Raw genomic sequence first — 18,770 nt, 5'->3', positions numbered from 1 at the left:
CTCTGAACGCGGGCTATCTCCACGCCTGCTCCCTACCTTCACCCATTTCTGTCGCCCCCATATCGAGACATCGGTGAAGAAGACGCATCCCCGATCAGGTTAGGCGATCGTCCCTCAGTCGAGGCTACACGCATGAAAGGGATCGTGCGACGTCTAGGCATGGGCTCCCTGATGTACATTTACCCGAGCGGCTTGACGGGGGCCGGCCTGTTGCTTCTGCGCATTGGGGTCGCCGGATCTGCAGTTGCGCTCGCGAACGCGGCGCAACCCCGTTTCGGCTGGGTGCTCGCCGTTTGGTTGATGATCGCAGCTCCCATCGCGGCCGGTATCCAAACAAGGGCGCTGGCCGCCGTCAGCGCTGTGGCCTTGCCGCTGATATTCGCCCGGTCCGTCAGCTTGGACCCCCTTACTGTCCACGTCGTCTGCGCCGCCGCTCTCGCTCTTGTCGGCCCCGGCGCCTATTCGATCGACAGCGCCCTGTTCGGAAGACGGCGGATCATCCTGCCGAGCTCTGATAGCCCGAAGTAGATCGAGCGGCGCCGGACCCGTTTGCCCAGACCGCGGGCGCCGCCTCCGCCGAGTTCATGACGCCGCTAAAGCGTCAGGATGCCACGTTTCAAGGCAACGGTGACAGCTTCGGTTCGATCCCTGACGTGCAGCTTCGAAAACACGCTGCGAAGATGGGCCTTTATGGTGTCTTCCGACAGACCGAAACCGCGCGCCACAGCCTTGTTGGACTGCCCCCTCGCCACCTGGTCCAGAATGTCGATTTCGCGCTGGCTGAGACTGTCCTCGGTGGCATGTAGCGCGATGTCGTGGGCGACTTCCGCGAGAATGTAGCGACGCCCCGAGTGGACCGCCCGAACGGCGTCGATCAACTCCTTGCGAAGCGACGTCTTGAGGAGATAGCCGGAGGCGCCGGCCTTGAGGGCGCGCAATGCCTGGAAGTCCCCGTCGTAGGTGGTCAACACAATCACCCGGGCCGCCGGTTCCAGCTGTCGAACTGCGGCGAGCACGTCCAGGCCTTTCATGCGCGGCATCTGCAAATCGAGCAGAACGATGTCTGGACGCAGGCGCTCAAACGCCGCGACCGCCTCGACGCCGTCGGCGGCCTGACCTGCCAGCTCCATATCGCTCTCTGTCGACATCATGGCCGCGACGCCTTCGCGCAGCATGGCGTGATCATCCACGACCAGAACACGTATCGGGTTGCTGCTGGCCGACACCGCGTCACTCCTTGTCCGCCATCAACGCGGCCCACGCCAAGATGAGCGCGTCTCGCAGAGTATCAAGCCCGATTGATCCATGTCCACTCACCCGTTCGGGCATGCCCGGAGCATCCGGCGGCGGCGGCTGCTCCCCCGCATCAGTGTAGGCGCGAGCCTACCCGATCCAACTCGACCGGGTCCGGCTTCTCCCGGATCATGCCTCGTCCAAAAGGAGCAAGCCTTAATGCCCGCACAACGAAGACACGAGCGTTTGCCCCACGCGATCCCCCCCGCCCTGGTTCACATCGTCGAAGACGATCTGATCCTCGGGATGGCTCTGCATGAGCTGCTGCTGTCAATCGGCCTGGAATCCACCGAACATGCGTCCCTACAAGACTTCTACGCCGCCGACCTCCCGGACAGGCCCAGTTGCATTCTCACCGACATACGGCTGCCGGACGGCAACGGTCTTGATCTGCTGACGCAGGCGGCCCGGTCGGAAAGCCATCCGCCGGTGATCATCATGACGGCCTATGCTGACGTCGCGCTGTCTGTCCGGGCGATGCGGGGGGGAGCGACCGATTTCCTGACAAAGCCCTTTCGAGAGCAGGAGCTTCTCGACGCCGTCACGGCCGCCTTGGCGATCGACCAGCGGCGTTGGCTTGAACGGCGGGAAAGCGAGCGACTACGTCGCTGTTTCGACAGCCTTTCGGCCCGTCAGCGGCAAGTCGTCGAACTGGTGGCGACGGGTCGTCTGAACAAGCAGGCGGCGGCCGAACTCGACCTCAGCGAGACGACGGTCAAAACCCATCGCCGGCTGGCGATGCAGAAGATGCAGGCGCGGGGGACAGCGGATCTGGTCCGGATGGCCGATCTGCTGGGCCTTGGCGTCTGATGCCCGTCTGTTCGATCGGTGTGCGCGCCCTACCGTCAAAGACCTGGCGTCGCCGAGGACCTCGCGCCTACCGGCTGTTTCAGTCGCAACGCGAAAGCCGGCAGGCCCGGCTTGTGATCGATCGGCTCGTTTTGCAGCTTGCATCGACTTCTCATTTTCAACCTTGGAGACCCGGATGTTCGTAAGACTCCCCCAGCCGATCGCAGACTATGTAGACGCCATCGCGCGGCGCGACGTCGAGGGCATGGTGCAAACCTTTGCCGCCGACGGCGCCGTCAATCACGGCGGCCGACGTCACCAAGGCCATCAGGCGGTGCGCTCCTGGATTCTCGACACGTCGGCCGCAAACGGGACGGTCTTCATCCCGGACACCCTATGCCACGAGACTGGCAAAATCGTCGTTGAGGGCGTTAAGGCCGGCGACTTCGAGGTGAGCCAGCGCCGGTTCGTCCTGGTCTTCGAACTCGACGGCGATGCGATCAAGAGCATGGAGATCGCCTGAGGACAGAAGATTGACTCGGCCGTTGATCGACAGCCTCCGACGCCCAAGGCCTGCCTGACGTTGTTAGGAACGGTACGGGCGCTTCTTGCAGGCCATCCCAACCATGTGACGGCCGCACCTCGCCTGCCCTTGCCGATACGAGGGCTGGGGGCTCGCCTTTAGCATCTCAGTCGCCCCGTCCTGCGGCCGGTGTTTCAGTCGCAACCGGATCGTTCCACCGCCGGGCCGGGCCAACCTGTATCAATAGTCTATGACCAGCCCTGCCCATCCCACACAGGATCTAGCGGCCCGCCGCCTCCCCTTGAATGAGGAGGCCACAGCGAATAGCCAATGGCGGCCGGAGATGAATCTGGCCTCTGTCGGTCATCCGCTCGACCTGTTGACCGTTAGGCCTCGCATCCTTTTTGCGGCCGGCTCAACCCGTTTGCTCGAGAGCCTTTGCTCCACCCTTGAGGAAGACGGGATGCGGGTCGTCGCGACCGAAACGCCCGCGGGCTTGTTTCGGGGTATCGGCGACCATCCTAGCCTGGTGGTCCTGGACCTCGATCTCGGCGGAGACGGCCTTGATCTTTTGCGGCGACTGCGCGCGGCGTCGGAGGTTCCGGTCGTCCTCGTCGCTGCGAAGCCGCGTCACCCGGCTGACGGAATCGTAGGCCTCGAACTGGGCGCTGACGACTATCTCGACGGTCCGGTCGATCCACGTGAACTCAACGCCCGGATCCGCAGCATCCTGCGACGGCGCAATCAGTTGTCCGGAGCAGTGCGATTGCGTCCGCGCACACGCGTCCGGTTCGGCCTGTGGGAGTTGGATTGCCGCACGCGCCGTCTGTCCCAAGAGGGCGGCGCTTCGGTCGTTCTGACCTTGGGCGAATTCCGGCTCCTAAACGCCTTTATCAGCGCGCCGCAACGCGTGCTGTCTCGCCACGACTTGCTCGACGCGACAGGTATGCGCGAGGACCTATCGGACCGCAGCATTGATGCTCAGGTGCTGCGACTTCGGCGGAAGCTCCAGGCAAGGCCGAACAGCGTCGAGGTGATCGCGACCATCAGGGGCCTCGGCTATATTTTCAAGGCCGAGGTGGAGGCGTCCTAACACATTCGGTCGCAAGAGGAATGACCAGGGTGCTGGGCGCCGCCGCCAAGACTGACACTGAGGGCGCCCGCCCGGCCGGCAGACACCAGGTTCGCTCCGATATGGAAGTCGGGCTGGATATTCGGCGCCACGATCCCGCTCGGTCACATCCCAGGCCGAACCGGGCCAGGCGGACCAAACGACCGGTCAAAAGGCTTCTACAGGAACAGCAAGTCCATAGCCGACGCCGCGCTCGGTTCGGATGAGGGGCTGATGGCCTGGCGCGGGTTTCAGCTTTCGCCGCAGCCGCAGGATCATGACATCAATGCTGCGGTCGTTCACCTCGTCGGGATGGACCCGGCTGGCGGCGACCAACTGATGACGGGTCAGGATCTGACTGGGGGCCCTCAAGAGGGCGGTCAGCAGATTGAACTCGGCTGTCGTAAGCTTGACCGGGGCGCCGTCCGGGGAAGTAAGGCTCCGCCTTCGCAGGTCCAGTTCCCACCCGTCAAAGCGCCATCGGATGCGTTCCCGCACCTTGGCCGGGCGGGCGCGGCGCAAGACGCTGCGGATACGCGCAAGCAGTTCCCGTGGGCTGACGGGCGTGCTCATGCAGTCGTCAGCGCCCAGTTCGAGCGCGACGACCTTGTCCGGCTCCCCCCTTCCAGCGTCGGTGATACTGATCACGGGCGCATCGTCACGATCAACGACGCCCCGCATGAGATCAAGGCCGTCCTCACGGGCGATGCCAAGATTGAGGACGACCAGATCAATAGGCCGAGCCCTGAGAATTCGCCGCATGGCGACGCCATCGGCCGCCGTGCTCACCTGAAAGGCGTGCGCGCTGAGAAATCCGCCCAGCGCATCGCAAGCCGCGGCATTGTCGTCGACGACGAGGACGTGTCTTTTCGCGTACAACATTGAGCAGCACTTTTCCTGACTTGAAGAGACTTGGAGAGGCGTGGGCGAGGCCTCGCAGGGGGGCGAGGACGATCCGCCATTCGCCGAGCCAGCGGCCGCCGGGTCCCCGCCGGCGGCCGCCTCCGTTGCTCGGCGCCTAGACCCCGTGGGCCGCGCGGATGTAGCGCGAGGCCTTTTCACCGATGATCGTGCAAGGCGCCATGGTGTTGCCTGTCGCGACGCGCGGCATCACCGATCCGTCGGCAATGCGCAGACCCTCAACGCCATAGACCCGCAGACTGCCGTCCACGACGGACAGCGCGTCCCGACCCATCTTGGCCGAACAGGTCTGATGCCAGTAAGTCACCGCCGCATCTCGAACGTAACGCTCCATGTCTGCCTGACCCAGCGGCCCGGGCATGGCTTCACGCGTGACGAGCGGTTCAAAGGCCCGCGTATTGCCCAGATCGCGACACAGTTCGACGCAGGCGATCGCCGTACGAAGATCATCCGGATGGCTGAAGGTGTTCAACTCGATGCGCGGCAGGGAGAGGAGATCTCCGCTTGAGAGGCGAACCCGACCGCGGCTCTTGGGGTGAGCGAGACCGGCGAACATGGTCCAACCGTGCTCCGGGACGCCAAGGCCAGCGGTTTCGGGGCTCGGCACGGGGAACTCGACCTGACAGAACAACAAGTCGGGTTCGCTGACGGCGGGGTCGGACTTCCAATAGAGCGTCGCCTCGCTGCCGCTGTTCCGCGGCGCGATCGGTTCCCGGTATTCCCAGATGCAGCCGAAGGACACATGGTCTTGCAGATTGCGGCCGACACCCGGAAGATTGTGAAGGACCTTGATGTCTGCCGCACGCAACTCGTCCTCATCCCCGATCCCGGAGCGCATCAGGACGGTCGGCGTCATGATGGCGCCAAGCGACAGTATGACCTCATGGGCGGCGTCAAACCGTTCGACCACGCCGTCCCGCACGGTCTCGACCCCGACGGCGCGCCCGTTCTGAACGATCACCCGGTTCACCTGGGTGCGGGTCAGAAGCGTGAGATTGGGCCGATCCAGATAGGGATAGGTGAAGGCCCGGAAGATGGAATGGCGTTTGCCGTCTCGCGTGAGAACGTCGGAAATGGCGCAGCCGCCGTCGCTCTCCATCATCCGGCCGTTCGGGCTGTTGTAAGTGGGGATGCCGAGCTCGAGTGCGGCGTCCAGCATGGCCAGCGCCGCCGGTCCGGGATCGGGAGTCGGCTGCACATAAACGGGCCCGCCCGTGCCGCGATACATAGGATCAGCCGCGCCCTGCCAGTTCTCAATCTCGCGATAGAGGTCCAGGACGGACGCATAGCCCCAGGACTCGTCGCCGCTTTCCTGGGCGAAATAATCCCAGTCGCTGCGATGGCCGCGCGCCCAAACGCCGACATTGATGCTTGAACCACCGCCCAAAACCTTGCCCATGGACATCGGCATGGCCCGCCCGTTCAACTCGGGATTCGGCTCGGCGACAAATCCCCAATCTGTCTCGCTGCCCAGATTGGTCGGCCAAGCGGCCGGGTCCATGACACTCGGCCGATCATCGCTCCCGCCGGCCTCGATCAGCAGCACATGGACAGCGGGGTTTTCCGCCAATCGTCGAGCGAGGACCGAACCCGAACTGCCCGCGCCGCAGACGATGAAGTCGAAAGTCTTCCTGAGAGCCCCCAGGCGCTCGGCCTGATTGGCTGCGACGCGGGCGGCGAAATCCGCCTCATCGGCTTGCGGTCCATCCATCATTTTCAAATCTCCACATCAACGGATCAGGTATCAAATCTACCAAATCCATCAGATACATCAGATTTAGGCCGTGGTATGGCGGTGCGCGAGCCCCTCTCCATATTGACGAGAGCCGGCGATCCGCCGCAGGAGACACCATGGACGCCGCCGAAAAGGAGATCGTGACCACCACGGACGCCGCGAAGATTCTCGGCGTGTCGGTCAGAACAGCTCAGCTGCTGATCGAGGGCGGCTCGATCCCTTCTTGGAAGACGCCAGGCGGCCATCGACGGGTTTACCGAAGCGACGTGGTGGCGCTCGTCAAAGGTCAGGAGATCCAGGTCTCGCCAGCCTCAGCAAGGGTCGTGGTCATCGCGCGGCCTGAACGGTTGCCGGCGTTCGAAGCCGCGCTAAAAGGCGCCCCATCCTGCTTCATCGACGCCTATCCCGAGCCGTTCTCCGCCATGCTGGACATAGGCGGTCGGTCGCCGGCGGCGGTGGTCATAGACGCAGACTCGTTCGCCCTGTCTGACGGACTGCTTCATGCGCTAGGCGCCAATATCGCCCTACAACACACCATCGTACTGGTCGTAGGTCGCGGAGATCATCAAGCACTCGTCAAAGCGTCTCACACCGCCGGCCGGGTCCGGTTCATCGATAGCGTGGATGATTTGGCGCACGCGGCCGAGGCCGCCGCCAGGGGGGCTGATCAACCGCGCAGCGCTCTGGAGGCGACTTCGTTGTTCCCTCTTCCCGGCAATGAGGCGCAACGGCTGATCGCTCTCGAACGCTCCGGTCTTGTCGACACGCCACCTGAGGACGCGTTCGACCGACTGACGTGGTTGGCGGCGCAGACGCTCGGCATGCCGATCTCCCTCATCACCCTGCTGACGCCCACCCGGCAGTGGTTCAAGTCTCGCCATGGGCTGGAGATGGTCGATACGCCGAGAAGCTGGGCGTTTTGCAATCACACCATCCTGCAGAACAGCTGCATGATTTCAGAGGATCTGTCCGCCGACCCTCGCTTCTCCGACAACCCCGCTGTCGCGGACGCCCCGAACTTCCGTTTCTATGCTGGATGCCCCATCGTGGATCCAGACGGTTTCACCTTGGGCTCCCTGTGCGTCATCGACACCCGCCCGCGGAAGCTCGACGACAGTCAGCGAGCGATCCTTACGAATTTGGCCGCGCTTGTCTCGGATGAGGTCAAGTTGCGGGCGACCGACAGTCGTCTGAGACAGGCGATGGAGGCCCTGGACCGAAAGTCCCGCTGACCGAGGCGACGGCGCGCCCTCATCGAACGAATCGAGGCGGTTCAGCTCGATCATCCGAGGCCTTGCGCCGACGAAAGGGTTTCATCTGTAGTCGATAAGCTCGGGTCCTGAAGCCCGCCTGTGACACGGCGCGCCGAACATGTCTCATCGGCCGTCGCTCGAAAGCGCCTGTACGGCCGCCGTGCCGACCGACAGGACCCGCGATGACTGCAGCACCGACCGCTTCCCACGACGACCGTCAGACCAACCCGGACCAGCGGCTTGCTCCGCCGCCTGCTGCGCCAGGCCCGCCCATCCCCGTCGTTTCCTCGCTGGACCTGGAGCGCGACCCCCACGGCATGTTTCGTCATTGGCGCCAAAAAAGCCCCGTGATCCAGCGGGAGGACGGCGCCTGCCTCGTTCTTCGCGCAGACGATGTCGAACGGCTTCTCAAGGATCCCCGAACGCAACAGATCGACGGCGCGCTCTATGCACGTATGCGGGGCGTCCCGCCGGGTCCGCTGTTCGACCTCCTGGCGACATCGGTGTTGCTGTCCGAGGGCGATGCGCATCGCCGGCGGCGGGCGCCCCTGTCGCGCACCTTCGCCTTCCGGGCCATCGAGTCCCTTCGCGATACGGTCCGGAGGACAGCCGAAGGCTTAATCGACGGCTTCAAGGCCGATGGCGCGGCGGACCTGGTCCAGGCGTTCTGCGCCCCCCTCCCGCCCCTGATAATGAGCCAGCTCCTGGGCGTGCCGGCAAGCGAAGCCCAAGCGTTCGCGCGATCCGTCTACAAGGTCTCTCATGCCTTCGCCCCGGCCCTTCCCGGCGAAGATATGGACGCCATGGTCGAAGGCGCGCGTTGGCTTATCGACTATGTGAAAGCGTGGTTCGACACGGCGGTCGCCGGTCAAACGGCTGGCGCCACGCTGTTCGACGACATGCTCGCCGCCATCGGCGCGGGCGAGCTGACCGAGGCGGAGGCCGCCGCCCAAATCGTCACGCTGATCATCGGAGCCAGCGACACCACCCGCGGCGCACTGGCCGTGCAGGTCAGCCTTCTGGCCGAGCGCGGTGCAGATTGGACCGACTTCAGCGAAGATCATGACCGTGCGCGGGCCGCCGTAGAAGAGGCGCTGCGGTTCGAACCGCCGGTCGGCTCTTTTCCCCGGTTCTCGACGGAAGCGATCACGCTGGACGGAATGGTCATACCAGCCGGGCATTTGGTGTCCTTGTCGACCCTATCCGCCATGCGCGATCCCGCTCGCTTCCATGATCCGGACACCTTCCTGATCGACCGGCAGGATCATGCTCGCTGGCATATGGCGTTCGGCGCCGGAGCGCATCGCTGCATTGGCGAGGCCCTGGCCCGGCTGGAACTCGAAGAGGGCCTGATGGCCCTGTGCCGCAAGCTTCCTGGTCTTCGACTGGCCGGACCACCGGTCAAGGTGGAGGGCTACGCGGGAATCCGGCGCATCGGCGAACTGAAGGTGACGTGGTGATCCGCGCCTCTGAGAACGCATCGTCCGCCAGCATGCGACGCCCCCACGCTGACCGCCTGAGCAGAATACCATGGCGGGCGCTGGGCCTGGGGCTCGCACTCCTGCCCGGCCTTCTCGGTTGCTCGCCGCCGTCGCACTCGATCAAAACCCTGCCCGCCGAACGCGCCTTGCCTCCGCTTCCTACACAGGGCGGCGTTTGGCGAGAGGGCGCGCATCTCTGGTATGGCGTGATCGGCGACGGCCCGCCTGTAATCCTTCTGCACGGGGGGCTATCCAGCCACCGGGCCTGGGGCGGACAGGTCCCCGTACTCCTTGAAGCCGGCTACCAGGTCATACTCATCGACAGCCGCGGCCATGGTCGCAGCACGATGGGTTCGGCGCCTCTGAGCTATGATCAGCTGGCTGAGGATGTCGGCTCGGTAATCGATCATCTACAGTTGAACCGACCTGCGGTCGTGGGCTGGAGCGACGGGGCCATAACGGCGCTCGTGCTCGGCATGGATCGCGGCGATCGACTTGGCCCCCTCTATGCTTTCGGCGCCAATATGGATCTGGAGGGCGTTCGAGAGGACGCAAACGAGGCGCCAATCCTTAAGCAGGTGGGGCCACGGCTGGCGGCCGACTATGAGCAGCTTTCGCCGGCCCCGGACTTCTCGGCTCTGATCCAGGCGGTCCGGAGCATGCAGACAACCCAGCTTCATTACGGCCCCGGTCAACTCGCCTTGGTTCGGGCGCGCAGGGTCCTGATCGTCGCGGGCTCGAAAGATGAATTCATCAAGCCTGAACACCCCGCCTATCTCGCGGACGCCATACCCGGCGCCGATCTTCAGTATCTGGCGGACAGCGGGCATTTCGCACCCTGGCAGAATCCGGAACTCTTCAATCAGTCCATGATCCGTTTTCTGAAGTCAGCCGGATATGCGCCGCGCGCGGTGGAGACCAATACAGTGCCGCCAGGCTAACGCTAGGAGATGGCCTCAAATGGCTGATCGGAGACGATTGTCATGAAGCCGCTGCCGTTCAAACGCCACCGCTACCCGGCGGAGGTGATCGCGACGGACGGCCTGACGTCATACGGATCGGCCCTTCGAGCGCTGATCCCACCCAGGTTCACCGCCCCGGCCGCCTCAGAGAGAACAACCGGATCGAGGACCCGCATCTCCCGATCCGACGACGAGAGCGGCAGCAACAGGGGGTCAAGTCCCGTCGGATGGTCTTTGCGCGGTTGCACCGTCCCATCCGACCAGGATCCTTTGTCAGCGATCCAACAACGTCATCATCTGGTCTGTACCGCGCTCGCCTTGAACGGGCAGACTTGAGAGGATTGCGGAAATCTCGTCCCGGTCTTCCGAAGTCAGATCGATTTCGCAGGCGCCGACGTTCTCCTCCACGCGGTGCAGCTTGGTCGTGCCCGGAATCGGAACGATCCAGGGCCTCTGGGCCAGTAGCCAGGTCAGGGCGACCTGCGCCGGAGTGGCGCGCTTGCGTTCGGCGATGGACTGGAGCGCAAGGACAAGCCGCTGGTTGGATTCCCGGGCCTTCGCTTGGAACCGCGGCAGCAGGCTGCGGATGTCATCGTGCGCGAAGGTCGAAGCCGAGTTGATCTTGCCGCTCAAGAATCCCTGGCCGAGCGGGCTGAAGGGCACGAAACCTATGCCAAGCTCCTCGAGCGTCGTCAGGATCTCCGTTTCGACGTCTCGCGTGAACAACGAGTATTCGCTCTGCACTGCGGCGACGGGCTGGACGGCGTGCGCGCGGCGGATGGTCTGGGCTCCGGCTTCGCACAGACCGAAGTGGGCCACCTTTCCCTCTGCAATCAGGTCGCCGACGACGCCTGCGACGTCTTCGATCGGCACGTTCGGATCGACACGATGCTGATAGAAGAGATCGATCCGATCGGTCTTCAGGCGGGTGAGCGACTGCTCCGCGACCAGCCGAATACGATCGGGGGTGCTGTCCAACTGGTGCGTCATCGCATCGCCGCCCTTCCAGCCGAACTTGGTCGCTATGACGACCTGATCGCGGATGGGCGCCAGGGCTTGGCCCACCAACGCCTCGTTCCCGACATAGGCTTCGGCAGTGTCGAAGAAGGTGACGCCCTTTTCGTGCGCTCCCCGGATGACCCGGATCGCCTCATCTTCGTCGATACCCGGTCCATAGCCGAACGACAGCCCCATGCAGCCGAGGCCCATCTCCGAAACGCTGAGCCCGGACCCAAGAACGCGAGTTTTCATGTGATTGCTCTTAAAAGACGGCAGCGGCGGAGGCCGCCCGAACATGCCACCTCTCCGCCCATGCGGTTCCAGAATGATTTCAAATCCCGGTCTCGACGTTACCGGCGTAACCGGATCGTCTCGTGGAGCGGCCATCTAGAAGTCCGTATTGGCGGCCTCTACGCCTCTGGCGGCTCCGCCGCGATACGCAGGCGGCCTTGAAGCTGCTGGGCCGCCTGCTGCGACACCAGCCGGTCAAACCGGAGAGGATCATCTCCCGATCCGACGACGAGAGCGCCAACAACGGGGCTTCAAGTCCCAGGCCTCAGGGAGACGACGATGTTCTACGCAGCGTTGGAGGTGTCGCTGCGCTCAGTGACGGTCTGCATCATCGATGGCGACGGAAAGGTCCGCCTCGAGCGGTCAGTGTCGTCGGATTTGCCGGACCTGGTCCGCGGCCTGAACGAGTTCTTTGAGCCGATCCATCAGGTAAGCCTGGAGGCCGGCACGCTGACCCAGCACCTCACCTATGGCTTCCGGGAAATCGGCTTCGATGTCGTGTGCATTCGTGATCGATCAGGCCGACGATCAAAACCAGCTTGACCCCATGCCCGATTAGAGAAGTGGTCATTTATTCCCAAACCGGTTTCGGACTTCACTGAAGGACAAGCTGCCGCCCCGCGTCGTCATTTCGCCCGCCCAAACAAAGCGACGTCGGTTTCCCTCGCCTGGGGGCCCTCGCCTAATTAAGCCGAAGCCGCCGTCATTCGGGCGATGAAGGCGTCTTGAGACGGCAGCTGCGAAGCGCTCTGCTGAACGACGGTCCGCAAACGCGCGAGGCTCGAGAGCAACTGATCGTCGCTGGGCGCATCGGCCAGGGGGTGGTGCGCTTGAGGCAGGACGCCCTGTCCCAGGTAGACGGCGACCCAACTCGGATGGAGGAACAATCCCTCCCGGTATTCCTGAACGACCCCCCGCGCGCGGAACAGCTCGATCTTTTCAGCCAGAGAGGGGGGCAAGGGCATGGTGCGCACATAGTCCCAAAAGGGCGTGTCGCTTCTCTCCGTCGCGCAATAGTGCAGGATGATGAAGTCGCGGATCCGTTCGTACTCCAGATCCATCTGACGGTTGAATTCGGCCGCCGACACCGGATCACAGGCGCCGGTGGGCCAGAGTTCCAACAGCTTGGTTATGGCGATCTGGATCAGATAGATGCTGGTCGATTCCAGCGGCTCGATGAAGCCGGATGAAAGCCCAACGGACACGCAGTTGCCGACCCAGTTGCGCGTCCTCTGACCGGCCGTGAATTTCAGATGGTTGGGCGGGGCCAGCGCCGCCCCCTCAAGCTCTGCTGCAAGGCGCTCAAGGGCGGCGTCGGCGTCGATGAACCGGCTGGAATAGACGTAGCCGTTGCCCACGCGATGCTGCAGAGGGATCCGGAACCGCCAGCCGGCTTCCATGGCCCGGGCCGTCGTGTAAGGCACGGTGGGCTGATCGCTCTGGCACGGAATGGCGATCGCTCGATCGCACGGCAGCCAGTGCGACCAATCGGTGAAACCGGCCTTCAGCGTCCCCTCGATCAGCAGGGCGCGGAAACCCGAACAGTCGACAAAGAGATCGCCTTCGACGGTCTCGCCCGTCTCCAGACGCAGCGACCGGATGGCGCCGCTCTCGCCGTCTTGCGCGACTTCGACGATCCGCCCCTCTATCCGTCTCGCGCCCCTGGTTTCAGCGTAGTCGCGAAGGAAGCGAGCGTACAAGGTTGCATCCAGCTGGTAGGCGTAGCCATAGGTCGACATCATGGATCGGGGATCATCGGCGGGCGGCGCAAAACGGCCCTCCCGCGCCGCGACGACGGCCAGTGCGTAGTCGTCGATCGGACCGACGTCGGCGAGCTTGGCGGCGCGCAGCCAGTAGTGATGAAACGGGGCTTCGCCGCCCGGCGCGCCATAGTCTCCGAAGGGGTGAATATAGCGGTCCCCCACCGCCCGCCAGTCGTCGAACCGAATGCCCAGTTTGAACGTCGCCTGGGTCGCCTTGACGAAGGTCGCCTCGTCAATGCCGAGCCGTTCGTTGAAGGCGCGAATATGAGGCAGGGTCGATTCTCCGACCCCGACCGTGCCGATCGCCTCCGACTCGACCAGACAGACGTCCACCCCCGAAGGCGCCGCCAGCCGGGTCAGGGCGGCGGCGGTCATCCAGCCGGCAGTCCCGCCGCCGACGATCACCACCCGACGAACCCGAGCCTCTTCTGAAGTTTGTGCTGACATGATCGGTCCGTGAAAGGCTCGCCGCGCGCTCGGGCGACGACGACATGAGGGTTCGAAATGCCGCAGGGTGGCGAGGCGAACAACTGAACTGTTGTGACAGCGCTGTCACCTGATAAAATCGACGCGCTTAACAGGGGACGGATGAACCGCCCCGGGGAGGGACCTGTCCATGTTCAAGAGATATCTGTTCGCCGCCACGATCCTCGCGGGGGCTCTTCTGTCGGTTACGGCGGAGAGTCAGACCCCTGATCGCGAAAAACGCGCCATACGCATGAGCCAGGTCGGCTTCGAGACCCATGGCCCCAAGGGCGCCACCCTGCCCTCCCCCGTACGCCAGCCCTTGGCCTGGCGTGTGCTCGACGCCGCCGGCCAGACCATGGCCCAAGGCCGCAGCGAGGTCTTCGGCCAAGACGCCGCTTCGGGCGAACATGTGCACCTCGTCGACTTCTCGGCGCTCCGGACGCCGGGGGAGGCCTATCGTCTGGTCGTGGACGATCAGGAGAGCCCTCCCTTCGTTGTTCTCGACCACCCGCACCGCGCCCTTAAACGCGACGCTCTCGCCTTTTTCTACCAGAACCGGGCAGGCGTTCCGATCCTGGCCGACCATGTGTCGCGGGCCGATCTCGCCAGGCCGGCTGGACACCCCCATGAGTCGGCCACCTGCTTCTCCGGCGCAGATCGATTTGGCGTCGTCTGGCCAGGCTGCGATTACACCCTCGACGTCACGGGCGGATGGTACGACGCCGGGGACCACGGAAAATACGTGGTCAATGGCGGCATCTCGGTCTGGATGCTGTTGAACAGCTACGAGCGCGCATTGGCGAAGGGCGGTCCTGGCGCGCGCGCCTTTGCAGACGGAACAACGGACATTCCCGAAGCGGGGAACGGCGTCGACGATCTTCTCGATGAGGCGCGGTATGAACTCGAATTCCTGCTGAAAATGCAGATTCGCGACGGCGTTCAGGCGCTCGTCCCCGTCGGCAGACAGTCGGAGACCCTGACCTCGAGAGACGTCGGCGGCATGGCCCACCACAAGGTGCACGACGCCAAATGGACGCCTCTGCCCACCGCGCCGGCCGACGACCGGGAGACGCGGCTTCTCTATCCCCCCAGCACCGCCGCCACCCTCAACCTTGCCGCAGTGACCGCCCAGTGCGCGCGGATATGGCGCGACATCGACATCGACTTCGCGCGTCGCTGCGCCAGCGCGTCTCAACGCGCCTACCGCGCCGCCCTGCGCAACCGCGAGGTCTATGCGCGAGACGCCTTCGACGGTGGGGGCGGTTATGGCGACGAGGACCTGTCGGACGAGTTTTACTGGGCCACGGCGGAACTCTACGTCTCGACCGGAGCGGACGCCTATCTCGCGGCGCTGAAGACATCCCCCTACTACCTCGGGGGACCCCGTTCGGGCGCCACGGCGACCGGTGATCCCAGCTGGGCCTCCGTGGCCAGCCTGGGCTCGATTACCCTGGCCCTCGTTCCCTCGTCTCTGCCTGAGACGGACCGAGCGAAGGTGCGCGGCAATCTCGCCGCCGGCGCCCGCGCTTATGTGGAAGAAGGCTGGGCCTCGGGCTACCGCGTGCCTTTCGGCGGCGTCGACTACCCCTGGGGTTCCAACGGAGCGATCTTGAGCCGCGCCGTGGTCATGGGCTTGGCGTTCGACTTCACCGGCGACTGGGTCTATCGCAACGGCGTCATCCAGGCGCTGGACTATGTCCTGGGCCGCAACCCGCTCGATCAGTCGTTCGTCAGCGGCTATGGGGCGCGGCCGATGGAACATCCCCATCACCGCTTCTGGGCCAAGGCCGCCGATCCGGCCTATCCCGCTCCGCCGCCCGGCGTCGTCTCCGGCGGGCCGAACAATCAGGCGATGACGGATGACGTCGCCCGGCCCCTTGCCGGTCGCTGCGCACCTCAGACCTGCTGGGTCGACGACATCAACGCCTATGCGCTGAACGAGGTGGCGATCAACTGGAACGCCCCCCTGGTCTGGGCGGCGGCCTTTGTGGACGACCACTGAAAAAGAATGGCGCGCCGTCCGAAGACGGCGCGCCAGTTTCGCTCAGGAAGCGAGGAGAAAGACTAGAAGGTGCCGCGCACCACGAAGGAGAAGCGGCGGTCGTTGCGGAACCACGACCTCGGCGCTTCCAGCAGGCTGTCGTCGAGAACCTGGAAGGTCTGAGTCGTTTCGTTGAGCAGGTTCACAGCCTGAACCCCGACCTTGATCCGGTCATTCACCGAATAGAAGACCGAGCCGTCGAGCTGCCCCGTCGCGTCCGACATAATGGGCGCGAAGGGCACGATCTCGTCGCGCGTGGTCAGAAGGAACTCCGAGCGCCAGCTATAGGCAAGGCGGGCCGAAATCTTGGCGTTCTCGTAGATGGCCGTGAAGTTGGCGTTGTGTTCCGACAGGCCTTCCAACGGCAGCTGGCTGGTGTCGATGGCGGTCTCGCTGCCGCCCGGATTGGCCTTGCCGGCGTCCAGGTTTTCCTGCGGCACGCCCGAGCTGTCGATGTAGGTGTAGTTGGCCTGAATCCCGAAGCCGGACAGCCAACCGGGCAAGAAGTCATAGAACTGCTGATAGGCCAGCTCCAGCCCCTGAACCGTGCCTTCCTCGGTGCTGTTGACCGGTCCGCGAACATAGACGTCGAACGTCTGTCCGTTGTTGGTCACGGTGCGATCATAATAGCCGTTGGTGATCACATCCGTCAGGGTCTTGTGGAACAGCGACAGGGTCAGCGAACCGGTCGGCGCGAAATACCATTCGCTGGATAGGTCGAACTGACGCGACTTGATCGGGTTCAGGAAGGTGTTGCCGGCCTGAGCCTCGAAGCCCAGGAAATTATTGTCGATGACGCGGGGCTGGATGGGCACCTGATCTCGGGTCAAGCCCAGGTCCGAACGCCGGATGGCTTCCGAATAGCCGAAGCGGATCAGATACTCGGGCGTCAGGCCGAATTTGACGTTCAGGCTGGGCAGCCAGTTGTCGTAACTGTGCTCGGCCGTTTCGGGAATGGAGGCTCCCGTGGCGAAGGCCAGGGCAGCCGCCTGCTGCGCCGGGGTCAGCCGACAGAAGGCCGGCAGATCGCCGCCGCCGACCGGCGCCGCGCAGGTGCCGGTGAAGACCTGAGCCTGAGTCGGGAAGCTCAAGGCGCCTTCGGCGGAGATCTTGGTCTCCACGTAGCGGACGCCCAGGTTGCCGCTGATCGCCACGCTCTGGCCCCACACCGGCTCGGCGCCGTTGTTGAACCTCAGCATCAAATAGGCAGCGCTGGTCTGTTCGTTCGTGGTGTTGATCTCGCCCGGCGTGAAAGGCGTGCCGGGGACCACGTTTGACCGTGCCGCCAGCGGCGTCCAGCCATTGCCGCCCCAGATGGCGTTCATCTGTTGAGCGAAGGCCGCCGTCTCGGCATACGAACGGCCAGGATTCCCGGCATAGCCGTAAGCCGTGACCGGCACGCCCATGGCGTTGAAGCTGTAGGGCGAGGCGTGGTCCAGGCCGCCGGTGAGCCGGGGGGTCGTCACATCGCCCTGGTCCAACCAGACCGGCCCGGTAACCCCGTTCCAGATTTCCGACATGACCCCCCAGTTGTAGGCGGAGTTGCGCGTGGTCTGATCGCGCTCGGCGAACCGGACGCCGCCCTTGACGGATTCGATCCAGCCCGCGCTGAGATCATACTCGGCGTCGGCCTTGAACGCGGTCTCGTCCCCCTCGCTCTGTTCGATATGATCCATGGCGTTACGCCAGAAATAGTTGGCAGGATCGGCCAGATAGGCGTCGATGTCGCCACCGTCGGGCGCGAGCAAGTTCAGCGACGGCAGATCGCCGGTCAGATCCAGGACGTCGACGGCGAAGAAGGAATTGGTCAGCTGGAAGTCGACCGCATCCACGGTGGAATCGACATACTGGGCGTCGAAGTTGAACCGAAGGCGATCCGTCGGCGCCCACTTGAAGTTGAAGCCGTAATCGCTGGTCAGATAGTCCTGCACCACGCCGCGTTTCACGAACAGGTGCTGGATTCCGTTGAGCGGTACGGAGGGGTCGGCTGATCGCCAATCGGCATTGGACGTGATCGCCCCGCCGGTAAAGATTCCGTCTCCGTTATAGGTCCAGTTCGTCCCGGCGAAGGCGGTGCGATTGCCGCTGTCGTCGACGACGGATTCGATCGCGCTTTCCAGCCAGGCCTGTTGCGAATCCGACCGAAGATACTGCAGGGTCGCAACCATCTTGCGGTCATTTGAGCGCCACTGGCCTGCGGCCGCGATGCCGTCGCGGCGACGGTCGAATTCCTGGGTGCGGAAGGCCAGGCCGGACGGCGTCCAGCGATCCTGACCGTCCACCGTCGTCAGGCGATAGTTGAGCGACTGCAGACCTTCGGCCCGCGAATCCAGTTCGGAGTGGACGCCGCTGAGCAGAAGACCGAACTCTCCATACCGAGTCTCCCAGCGATCGCTGCCCAGCAAGGAGACGGTCGGCGCAATATTGTTGCGCATGTCGCCCCAGCTCGCCTCGGTCGTGAAAGCGAAGGTGCGGCCCGGCGCGTCAAAGGGTTTTCGAGTGTTGAGATTGACGGTGCCGCCGATGCCGCCTTCGATCATTTCGGCCGACATGTTCTTGAAGACCTCGACGCTGCCGAGCAGCTCGGACGGAACATCGGCGAAAGACAGATCACGACCGTTGTTGGCCGAGAAGGTATCCCGGCCATTCAACTCGGAACGGACGAAGTTCAGGCCGCGAATCACGACGCCGGAGCCTTCGACCGAGAAGTGGTCGGGGTCGTTGGCGCCGGCGAAACGGTTGATCGAGACGCCAGGCACGCGTTGAAGCGCCTCTGTCACGGACCGGTCCGGAAGGGCGCCGATATCGTCCGCAGTGACGGCGTCGACGAAGACGTCCGAGTTTTCCTTGATCCTTTGCGCGCTGCGCAGGCTGGCGCGAATGCCGGTGACCACGATCTCCTGAACATCGGTCGCGTCGGCCGTGTCGACGGCCTCGTCCTGGCTTTGAGGCGCGGCGTCGGCGGTCTGGGCCACGGCCGAACCGGCAAACAGAATCGCGCCGATGGCGAGAGCCGAAACCCCGTGCATCAGACGGCGACCGCGCAAATCGCCTGTCGGAGTGTGAATTGTGTCGCGCATGTTTCCCCCGAGGAATATGTTTTGGACAACGTGACAGCGCTGTCATCCCGCGACTAGCAT

15 protein-coding genes are annotated in these 18,770 nt (G+C 64.2%); 9 read left to right on the top strand and 6 right to left on the bottom strand.

Translation table 11 applies throughout. The features are described from left to right. The first annotated feature begins 132 nt into the window (after positions 1-132). The gene (locus ACW170_RS10400) at positions 133-528 is read left to right on the top strand and encodes a hypothetical protein (RefSeq protein ID WP_492086620.1); all 396 of its coding nucleotides are present in this window, start codon (positions 133-135) and stop codon (positions 526-528) included. Positions 529-593: 65 nt separating this feature from the next. On the opposite strand, the gene ACW170_RS10395 is transcribed toward ACW170_RS10400, so the two are convergent. Continuing rightward, a complete protein-coding gene (locus tag ACW170_RS10395; protein ID WP_492086619.1) occupies positions 594-1,226 on the bottom strand; it encodes a response regulator in 633 nt (210 codons plus the stop codon). A gap of 79 nt (positions 1,227-1,305) precedes the next feature. Here ACW170_RS10395 and ACW170_RS10390 point away from each other — a divergent pair, with 79 nt between their 5' ends. From ACW170_RS10390 to ACW170_RS10380, 3 genes are all read left to right on the top strand, one after another. After that, positions 1,306-2,103, top strand: coding sequence for a response regulator transcription factor (locus ACW170_RS10390; RefSeq protein WP_492086618.1), 798 nt, complete (start codon positions 1,306-1,308; stop codon positions 2,101-2,103). 175 nt (positions 2,104-2,278) lie between these two features. Further along, positions 2,279-2,605: a nuclear transport factor 2 family protein gene (locus tag ACW170_RS10385; protein WP_492086617.1), complete on the top strand. Its 327-nt coding sequence runs from the start codon at positions 2,279-2,281 to the stop codon at positions 2,603-2,605. Between the two features lie 343 nt (positions 2,606-2,948). After that, complete coding sequence (locus tag ACW170_RS10380) at positions 2,949-3,698, top strand: winged helix-turn-helix domain-containing protein (protein ID WP_492086616.1); 750 nt, start codon at positions 2,949-2,951, stop codon at positions 3,696-3,698. Positions 3,699-3,884: 186 nt separating this feature from the next. Here ACW170_RS10380 and ACW170_RS10375 read toward each other — a convergent pair whose 3' ends face one another. Both ACW170_RS10375 and ACW170_RS10370 read right to left on the bottom strand, forming a co-directional pair. After that, on the bottom strand, positions 3,885-4,598 hold the full coding sequence (locus ACW170_RS10375; RefSeq protein ID WP_492086615.1) for a winged helix-turn-helix domain-containing protein: 714 nt from the start codon (positions 4,596-4,598) through the stop codon (positions 3,885-3,887). A gap of 136 nt (positions 4,599-4,734) precedes the next feature. Continuing rightward, complete coding sequence (locus ACW170_RS10370; protein WP_492086614.1) at positions 4,735-6,351, bottom strand: GMC family oxidoreductase; 1,617 nt, start codon at positions 6,349-6,351, stop codon at positions 4,735-4,737. A 137-nt stretch (positions 6,352-6,488) separates the two neighbouring features. On the opposite strand from ACW170_RS10370, the gene ACW170_RS10365 reads away from it, so the two are divergent. The 3 genes from ACW170_RS10365 to ACW170_RS10355 all read left to right on the top strand — a co-directional run bounded on the left by ACW170_RS10365 (position 6,489) and on the right by ACW170_RS10355 (position 10,047). Beyond that, on the top strand, positions 6,489-7,604 hold the full coding sequence (locus tag ACW170_RS10365) for a GAF domain-containing protein (RefSeq protein WP_492086613.1): 1,116 nt from the start codon (positions 6,489-6,491) through the stop codon (positions 7,602-7,604). Positions 7,605-8,317: 713 nt separating this feature from the next. Continuing rightward, positions 8,318-9,085 carry a cytochrome P450 gene (locus ACW170_RS10360; RefSeq protein WP_492086612.1) on the top strand — a complete coding sequence of 256 codons (768 nt, stop codon included), beginning with the start codon at positions 8,318-8,320 and terminating at the stop codon, positions 9,083-9,085. Then, positions 9,082-10,047: an alpha/beta fold hydrolase gene (locus ACW170_RS10355; protein WP_492086611.1), complete on the top strand. Its 966-nt coding sequence runs from the start codon at positions 9,082-9,084 to the stop codon at positions 10,045-10,047. Before ACW170_RS10360 ends, ACW170_RS10355 begins: the two co-directional genes overlap by 4 nt. A gap of 294 nt (positions 10,048-10,341) precedes the next feature. Here ACW170_RS10355 and ACW170_RS10350 read toward each other — a convergent pair whose 3' ends face one another. Next, on the bottom strand, positions 10,342-11,319 hold the full coding sequence (locus ACW170_RS10350) for an aldo/keto reductase (protein WP_492086610.1): 978 nt from the start codon (positions 11,317-11,319) through the stop codon (positions 10,342-10,344). Between the two features lie 318 nt (positions 11,320-11,637). Between ACW170_RS10350 and ACW170_RS10345 the strand changes: the two genes are divergently transcribed. Continuing rightward, positions 11,638-11,901 carry a hypothetical protein gene (locus ACW170_RS10345; protein ID WP_492086609.1) on the top strand — a complete coding sequence of 88 codons (264 nt, stop codon included), beginning with the start codon at positions 11,638-11,640 and terminating at the stop codon, positions 11,899-11,901. Between the two features lie 143 nt (positions 11,902-12,044). Here the strand turns inward: ACW170_RS10345 and ACW170_RS10340 are convergent, their stop codons facing one another. Further along, the gene (locus ACW170_RS10340; protein WP_492086608.1) at positions 12,045-13,568 is read right to left on the bottom strand and encodes a tryptophan halogenase family protein; all 1,524 of its coding nucleotides are present in this window, start codon (positions 13,566-13,568) and stop codon (positions 12,045-12,047) included. A 169-nt stretch (positions 13,569-13,737) separates the two neighbouring features. Here ACW170_RS10340 and ACW170_RS10335 point away from each other — a divergent pair, with 169 nt between their 5' ends. Then, positions 13,738-15,591 (top strand): glycoside hydrolase family 9 protein, encoded by a 1,854-nt coding sequence (locus ACW170_RS10335; RefSeq protein ID WP_492086607.1) that lies wholly within the window; start codon positions 13,738-13,740, stop codon positions 15,589-15,591. Positions 15,592-15,653: 62 nt separating this feature from the next. On the opposite strand, the gene ACW170_RS10330 is transcribed toward ACW170_RS10335, so the two are convergent. Then, entirely contained in the window at positions 15,654-18,710 is a 3,057-nt protein-coding gene (locus ACW170_RS10330; RefSeq protein WP_492086606.1) for a TonB-dependent receptor, read from the bottom strand. Between the last annotated feature and the right edge of the window lie 60 nt (positions 18,711-18,770).

This window comes from Brevundimonas sp. FV2ps16, assembly GCF_058681075.1.
This window is presented reverse-complemented; position numbering and strand designations above follow the sequence as displayed.